The sequence below is a fragment of the Caballeronia sp. M23-90 genome (genome assembly GCF_053574605.1).
In genome coordinates this window covers 1-6,911 of record NZ_JBSIPA010000357.1, presented here as the reverse complement: position 1 = coordinate 6,911, position 6,911 = coordinate 1, and the positions used below count along the sequence as shown (strand labels likewise).

Sequence of the window (6,911 nt, the reverse complement as noted above, 5' to 3'; positions counted from 1 at the left end):
GATTCTGATAGCGTGGGCGCAGTACTGACTACCGCGATCAGTATGTTGTATCAGGCCCGTCGGTGGCCGGTGCGACGCGACAGCCCGAAACAGCGCCTGCATGACCAGCGTATTTATGTCCACGCACAATAGGTTCGACAAAAGACCGGGGGCGGACCATGGAACCTGCGCAATTACGCTATTCATTGAGGCAGTTGAGATACTTTGTGGTGACCGGCGCATCGCCGTCGCCGCCTGCGGAAGCGAGTTCGCGCAACTGCATCTTCGCTTCTTCGAGCGTCGCGCCGCTCTTGTAGACCAGCCGATACGCCGAGCGCAGCGCCGAAATGGCTTCAGCCGAAAAACCGCGCCGACGCAGTCCTTCAACGTTGATGCCATGCGGTTCGGCCTTGTTTCCGGCCGCGATCACAAACGGGGGAATGTCCTGCACGAGCGCCGAAGCGCCGCCCAGCATGGAATGCGCGCCAATCCGCACGAACTGATGCACGCCCGACATGCCGCCGACGATCGCGTAATCGCCGATGATCACGTGGCCCGCAAGCTGCGCGTTGCTCGACATGATGATGTTGCTGCCCAACTGGCAGTCGTGACCGACGTGCACGTAGGCCATGACCCAGTTGTCGTCACCGATGGTGGTCACGCCCGTGTCCTGCATCGTGCCCGTGTGAATGGTCGTAAATTCGCGAATGGTATTACGATCGCCAATCACGAGCCGCGTGGGCTCGTCCTTGTACTTCATGTCCTGCGGCCGGCCGCCGACCGACGCGTAATGGCCGATGCGGTTATCGCTGCCGAGCACCGTATGGCCTTCAATCACGCTATGCGAGCCAATGGTCGTACGTGCACCGATCTGCACGTGCGAGCCTACGATCGCGTATGGGCCGACTTCGACGGATTCGTCGAGCTGCGCGCCCGGTTCGATGATCGCGGTAGGGTGAATCTTGCTCATGCGCCCTCGCTATGTGTTCTGCTGCCTGTTCGCCGCGCCGATGGCGCCCTTTGCACTGATTGCGCGGCCGGCATCATTTTGGCTCGGTAGCCGTGTTCTTGATCGTGCACATCAGCTCGGCTTCGGCTGCAACCGCGCCGTCGACTTCAGCAACCGCGCTGAACTTCCAGATGCCGCGCATGTAGCGCTCGAAATTCACGTTCAGGATCAACTGATCGCCCGGTTCGACCACGCGCTTGAAGCGCGCCTTGTCGATACCGACGAAGTAATAGAGCGTCGTTTCCGGATCATGCGGCGCTGTTTCACCATCTTCGACAAAAGTCAGCAGCGCCGCAGCCTGTGCGAGCGCTTCGAGAATCAGCACGCCGGGCATTACCGGTCGCGTCGGGAAATGGCCCTGGAAATAGGGCTCGTTGATCGACACGTTCTTGAGCGCTTTGATGCTCTTGTGCGGCGTGAGTTCGAGCACGCGATCCACGAGCAGGATCGGATACCGATGCGGCAGCAGCGTGAGGATCTTGTGAATGTCTAAATTGATTTTGTCGGTGCTCATAGTCGTTCTGCTCGCGCGCTTCACAGCGCGGGTGTTGACTGCGAAGGCGCTCGTGGATTTCGTCTCGGGCGACTTCGCGTGGGATGGCGGTTTTTACCGTCTTGGTGTGTGTCCGAAGTGCTTTCCAGTTCGCCGCCACGGCTCGCCGTACAGCTTGTGGTATGGCTCGCTTTAGGGCTTGTCTTGAAGCTTCTCAGCCGCCGTTTCCAGCGTCTTGATACGCTCGCGCAGCTTGTCCAGATTCCGGACAATGGCAGCGCTCTTGTTCCAGTCCGCATGATTCACAGCGGGAAATGCGCTCGTGTACATGCCGGGTTTCAGCAGGGATTTCGACACGCCCGACTGCGCCGTGACGATCACGTAGTCCGCCAGCGTGACGTGGCCGGCGATGCCCACCGCGCCGCCGATCATGCAATGCCGCCCAATGTTCGTGCTGCCCGCAATGCCGGCGCAGCCCGCAATCACCGTATAAGCGCCGATCCGGCAGTTATGTCCGATCTGCACCAGATTATCGATCTTCACGCATTCTTCGATGATCGTATCGGCCATTGCGCCACGATCGATAGTGGTGTTTGCGCCGATCTCCACATCATTGGCGATAACCACCGCGCCGACTTGCGGAATCTTCACCCAGCTCCCAGTGCGCGCTTCGCCGTCGCCAACGAAGTCAGGCGCAAAACCGAAGCCGTCCGCTCCGATCACCGCGCCCGCATGCACGATCACGCGCGCGCCGAGCTTGCAGCCATGATAGACGGTCACGTGAGGATACAAATGCACGTCGTCCGCGAGCCTGACGCCCTGTCCGATCGAAACGCCCGCGTCCAGCTTCACGCGCTCGCCAATCACCGCGCCCGCTTCCACGCTCACATGCGGCCCGATCACAGCACTCGCCGCGACTTTCGCCGCTGGATGAACAAACGCCGTGGAATGCACGCCCGATTCGACCGGAGGCGTCGCGAGGTCGATGAAGACCTGCGCCACCCGGGCGAAATAAGCGTAGGGATTCGGTGTGACGATAAAGTTGCGCCCTTCCGGCGACGCCACTTTTTCAAGGTCGGCCGGCGAGATCAGCACCGCTCCCGCGCGTGTACTCTCAACCTGCGACAAATACTTTTGGTTCGCAAGAAACGCGAGTTGCTCGGGCCCTGCTTTATCGAGCGGCGCGAGGCCGTTCACGCGATGCCCGGCATCGCCCGCTATGTCTCCGCCGAAGCGCTGTGTCAACTCACTTAACGTGATTGCGCTGTTTGATGCCATCCGCTATACCGCTCCAAATCAGTGCAAATTCGGTGACTTAATTGACTATTTTGACTGTCAGTTCGATGTGCCGGCGCCCGGGTTGGTCGACAGGCTCGACTGATTCGCCGCCAGCGCCTTCAGCACTTGATCCGTAATATCGATACGCGGACTGACATACACCGCTTCCTGCACGATCAGGTCGTAATGCTGCTGCTCGGCAATCTGCTTGATGACCTTGTTGGCCCGGTCAAGCACGCCCGCGAGTTCCTCGTTGCGGCGCTGGTTCAGGTCTTCCCGAAACTCGCGCTGCTTGCGCTGGAAATCCTGGTCCAGTTGCGACAGGTCACGCTGTTTGGCAGCACGATCCGCCGGGGCCATGGCCGCGCCGTTCTTGTCCATGGCGTCCGACATGGTCTTCAGACGCGCAGCCATGTCCTGCAACGCCTTGTCGCGCTTCGAGAACTCTTGTTCGAGCTTCGACTGCGCCGCCTTGGCCGCCGCCGACTCGCGCAGGATGCGATCGGAATTGACGGCTGCAATCCGGGCCTCTTGCGCGTCTGCGGTAGCCACGCCCGTCAGTCCGAACGCCACCGACATCAGGAGTGCCAGTGCCACATGTTTCGAAAGCTTACCGGTTCGCAAAGTCTTCCTCACGTTACTTATTTACGTCGCTTGATTTACGTTTGCTGCGAAATCCATTTCGTCTCGACCCGGTTTCCGCCGCAGCGCAACCCGGGTCGCGAAAACTGTTCCCACGGTATTAGAAGGCCGTACCAATCTGGAACTGGAACTTCTGATACTGGTCGCCTTCATGTTTCTGCAGCGGGAAACCCAGGCTCAGCTTGAGCGGACCAATTGGCGAGATCCACGCCAGACCCACACCATAACCGTATCGCAGGCCATTTGCGCCGGTGGTCGTACCGCCCTGCCCCGGATCGCCCCAGACGTTACCACCGTCAAGGAACGTGAACACGCGCAACGTGCGGTCGTAACCCGTGCCCGGCAACGGGAACGTCAACTCGATGTTACCCACCGCCATGCGTGAACCGCCGATCGGATCGCCCGTGGTCGTGTCGCGCGGACCGAGCGAGCTTGGTTCATAACCCCGGACCGAACCGATACCACCTGCATAGTAGTTCTTGAAAATCGGGTACGTCTGGCCCTTCAGGCCCTTACCGTATCCGCCTTGCAGGTTCAGGCCCAGCACGAAGCCGCGAGCGAACGAATAGTAATACTGCGCCTGCGCGTCCACCTTGACATAGGTGGTGTTACCCGCGGGCGTGCCGTACTCGGCGTTCGTCTGCGTGTAGTACCCGCGGCTCGGGACAAGCGCGCTGTCCCGATTGTCGCGCGACCAGCCCACCGTCACCGGCACGTTGTTCACGACGCGGCCGAATTCGTTGACGTAGTCCTTGTAGCTTTGCGGCGTCGATGCATCCACATCCAGCGTGTTCTGCTCGAGGCCCGCACCGAAATAGACCGTGTCCTGCTCGGAGAAAGGAATGCCGAACTTCAGGTCGCCACCAATCGTCACGATCTTGAAGCTCGAATCGGTCGAGTAATACAGCGGCTGATACGTGCGGTAGTACAAGTCGGTAATACGCTTGATACCGTCGATGGTGAAGTACGGATCGACCTGCGTCACCGTCAGCGTTCGATACGTCTTGGCCGTATTGACGTTGACCGAAAGGCTGGTACCCGAACCGAACACGTTGTCCTGCGACACGCCGGCCGACAGCACGACCTTGTCCGTCGATGAGAAACCGGCGCCAAGCGTAATGGCGCCAGTCGGCTTTTCAGCGACCTTCACGTCCACGTCCACCTGGTCGTTCGTGCCTTCGACAGGCGTGGTCGTCACGTCGACGTCGGTAAAGTAACCGAGACGGTTCACGCGGTCCTTCGAGAGCGCGAGGCGGCTCGAATCGAACCACGAGCTTTCGAGCTGACGCATTTCGCGGCGCACGACTTCGTCACGCGTGCGCGTATTGCCGACGATGTTCACGCGGCGCACATACACGCGGCGGCTCGGATCCACGTTGAGCGTCAGGTCGACGGTGTGATTGGCCTGATTGATCTGCGGCTGGGCATTGACCTGGGCGAACGCATAACCGTATTCGCCCAGCTTGTCGACGATCGCCTTGGTGGTCGCCTGCAGCTTCTCAGCCGAGAAACGATCGCCCGGTTTGATCTTGACGAGCTTGTTCAACTCGGCCTGACGGTCGAGCAGGTTGCCCGAAAGCTGGATGGCGCTGATCTTGTACGGCTCGCCTTCGTGCAGCGAAACCGTGAGATACATGTCCTTCTTGTCCGGCGAGATGGACACCTGCGTCGAGTCGATGTTGAACTCGAGATAACCGCGATTCAGGTAGTACGAACGTACGTTTTCAAGGTCGCCCGTAAGCTTTTCCTTCGCGTACAAGTCGTTCTTCGTGTACCACGAGAACCAGTTCGGCGTGGACAGCTGCATCTCGTCGCGCAGCGTGCTCGTGCTGATCGCCTTGTTGCCGATGAAGTTGATCTGGCGGATCTTCGCGCTCGGACCTTCAGCCACCGAAAACAAGATCTGCACACGGTTGCGGTCGACCGGCGTGACCGTGGTCGTGACTTCCGCTGCATAGAAACCGCGCGTCAGATACTGGCGCTTGAGTTCCTGTTCAGCTTTGTCGACGAGCGCCTTGTCGTACGAGCGGCCTTGCGACAAGCCGACCGAGCGCAGTGCCTTGATCAGGTTGTCTTTTTCGAACTCGTGGATGCCGGAGAAATCGATCTGCGAGATAGCCGGACGTTCCTGCACCTGCACGACCACCACGTTGCCCTGTGTTGCAACCTGGACGTCGTTGAAGAAGCCCGTTGCGTAAAGCGCCCGAATCGCTTCGGAGGCTTTGTCGTCGGTGAACGTGTCGCCCTGCTTGATGGGTAAGTAGGCGAAAACCGAGCCGGGTTCGATGCGCTGAAGGCCGTCAATCCGGATGTCCTGCACGACAAACGGCGTTGTCGCGTGCGCCGCCATGCCGGTAGCGGCCAATGCTGCGGCCACAGCCGACTTAGGAACAAAGCGATGAGGTTTGAACAACGTGCTTCCCCAGTGTGTATAGCTGCATCTAGCCGGACCGCGTTCGTTCAAGCGCCGCCGGACAAGATGAAAAGGATCAATGTGAATCGGAAACCGGATCAAAAGCGAATCAACCGAGCGAGGTCGTTAAAGAGTGCAATCGCCGACAAGGCAACGATGCAGACAAGACCCGCTCGCTGCAAAACCATCTGCCAGCGATCAGACACGGCTTTGCCAGTTGCGGCTTCAACCAAATAATATAACAGATGCCCACCGTCAAGAACCGGAATCGGTAACAAGTTCAACACTCCGAGGCTAATACTCACGAGTGCCAGGAAGGACAGAAACGCTGACAAGCCAAGGCGCGCGCTTTTGCCTGCATAGTCCGCGATTGTCACGGGACCCGAAAGATTCTTGAGCGAGGCTTCGCCCGTGATCATCCGGCCGAACATGCGCAGCGAATAGATGCTGATGTCCCAGGTGCGTTTCACGCCGAGCTGCAGGCTCTCGATGGGACCGTAGCGCACATCGACCGAAGGAATGCGCGTGGCAAGCGACGCGCCGATGCGGCCGACGTTGCGGTTCGTGCTTGCATCGGCCTTGAGTTCCGGCACGATCTGCACGGCGCGCTGCGCGCCGTTGCGCTCGACCGTCAACGAAACCGGCGTCCCCGGACGATGCTGGACATAGTCGATGAAGCCCATCGCGTTGTCGATCTTCTTGCCATCGATTGCGCGCAATACATCGCCCGCCTGAAGACCCGCTTTCGCGGCCGCGCTACCCGCTTCCACGCCCGCCACCGACAACGTGCCGCCGCCCGGTTCGAAGCCGAGCTTGTCCATGAAGTCCTGATCGATGTCCTGGTCGTCGACCTTGCCCACCGTCACAGGAAAATCGAACGTACCTTCGCTCGTCTTGGCCGCGAGCACGACGCGGCGCTGGTCGAACGATGCATCGAGCAGCTTCCAGCGCAGGTCGGACCATGAACGGATCGAAGCCGAGCTTGTCCATGAAGTCCTGATCGATGTCCTGGTCGTCGACCTTGCCCACCGTCACAGGAAAATCGAACGTACCTTCGCTCGTCTTGGCCGCGAGCACGACGCGGCGCTGGTCGAACG

General features: G+C 59.8%; 7 protein-coding genes and 1 pseudogene. 2 read left to right on the top strand and 6 right to left on the bottom strand.

Annotated elements, in window-relative coordinates:
• Positions 1-178: 178 nt before the first annotated feature.
• Entirely contained in the window at positions 179-949 is a 771-nt protein-coding gene (gene lpxA / locus ACRXB1_RS26555; protein WP_449493729.1) for an acyl-ACP--UDP-N-acetylglucosamine O-acyltransferase, read from the bottom strand.
• A 73-nt stretch (positions 950-1,022) separates the two neighbouring features.
• The gene (gene fabZ, locus ACRXB1_RS26550; RefSeq protein WP_061999160.1) at positions 1,023-1,502 is read right to left on the bottom strand and encodes a 3-hydroxyacyl-ACP dehydratase FabZ; all 480 of its coding nucleotides are present in this window, start codon (positions 1,500-1,502) and stop codon (positions 1,023-1,025) included.
• On the opposite strand from fabZ, the gene ACRXB1_RS26545 reads away from it, so the two are divergent.
• The gene (locus tag ACRXB1_RS26545; RefSeq protein ID WP_143325676.1) at positions 1,474-1,677 is read left to right on the top strand and encodes a hypothetical protein; all 204 of its coding nucleotides are present in this window, start codon (positions 1,474-1,476) and stop codon (positions 1,675-1,677) included. The two genes, fabZ and ACRXB1_RS26545, sit on opposite strands and share 29 nt — an antisense overlap.
• Here ACRXB1_RS26545 and lpxD read toward each other — a convergent pair.
• The 4 genes and pseudogenes from lpxD to rseP all read right to left on the bottom strand — a co-directional run.
• Entirely contained in the window at positions 1,674-2,759 is a 1,086-nt protein-coding gene (lpxD, locus tag ACRXB1_RS26540) for a UDP-3-O-(3-hydroxymyristoyl)glucosamine N-acyltransferase (protein WP_449493728.1), read from the bottom strand. The two genes, ACRXB1_RS26545 and lpxD, sit on opposite strands and share 4 nt — an antisense overlap.
• A gap of 57 nt (positions 2,760-2,816) precedes the next feature.
• Positions 2,817-3,338: an OmpH family outer membrane protein gene (locus ACRXB1_RS26535; protein WP_061999158.1), complete on the bottom strand. Its 522-nt coding sequence runs from the start codon at positions 3,336-3,338 to the stop codon at positions 2,817-2,819.
• A 163-nt stretch (positions 3,339-3,501) separates the two neighbouring features.
• A complete protein-coding gene (gene bamA / locus ACRXB1_RS26530; RefSeq protein ID WP_062170559.1) occupies positions 3,502-5,814 on the bottom strand; it encodes an outer membrane protein assembly factor BamA in 2,313 nt (770 codons plus the stop codon).
• 98 nt (positions 5,815-5,912) lie between these two features.
• Positions 5,913-6,794: pseudogene (gene rseP, locus ACRXB1_RS26525) on the bottom strand (RIP metalloprotease RseP); the annotation flags it as partial.
• On the opposite strand from rseP, the gene ACRXB1_RS26520 reads away from it, so the two are divergent.
• Positions 6,709-6,911: hypothetical protein (locus tag ACRXB1_RS26520; RefSeq protein ID WP_449493727.1), on the top strand; the 203-nt coding region annotated here is incomplete at its 3' end. The pseudogene rseP and the gene ACRXB1_RS26520 overlap by 86 nt on opposite strands.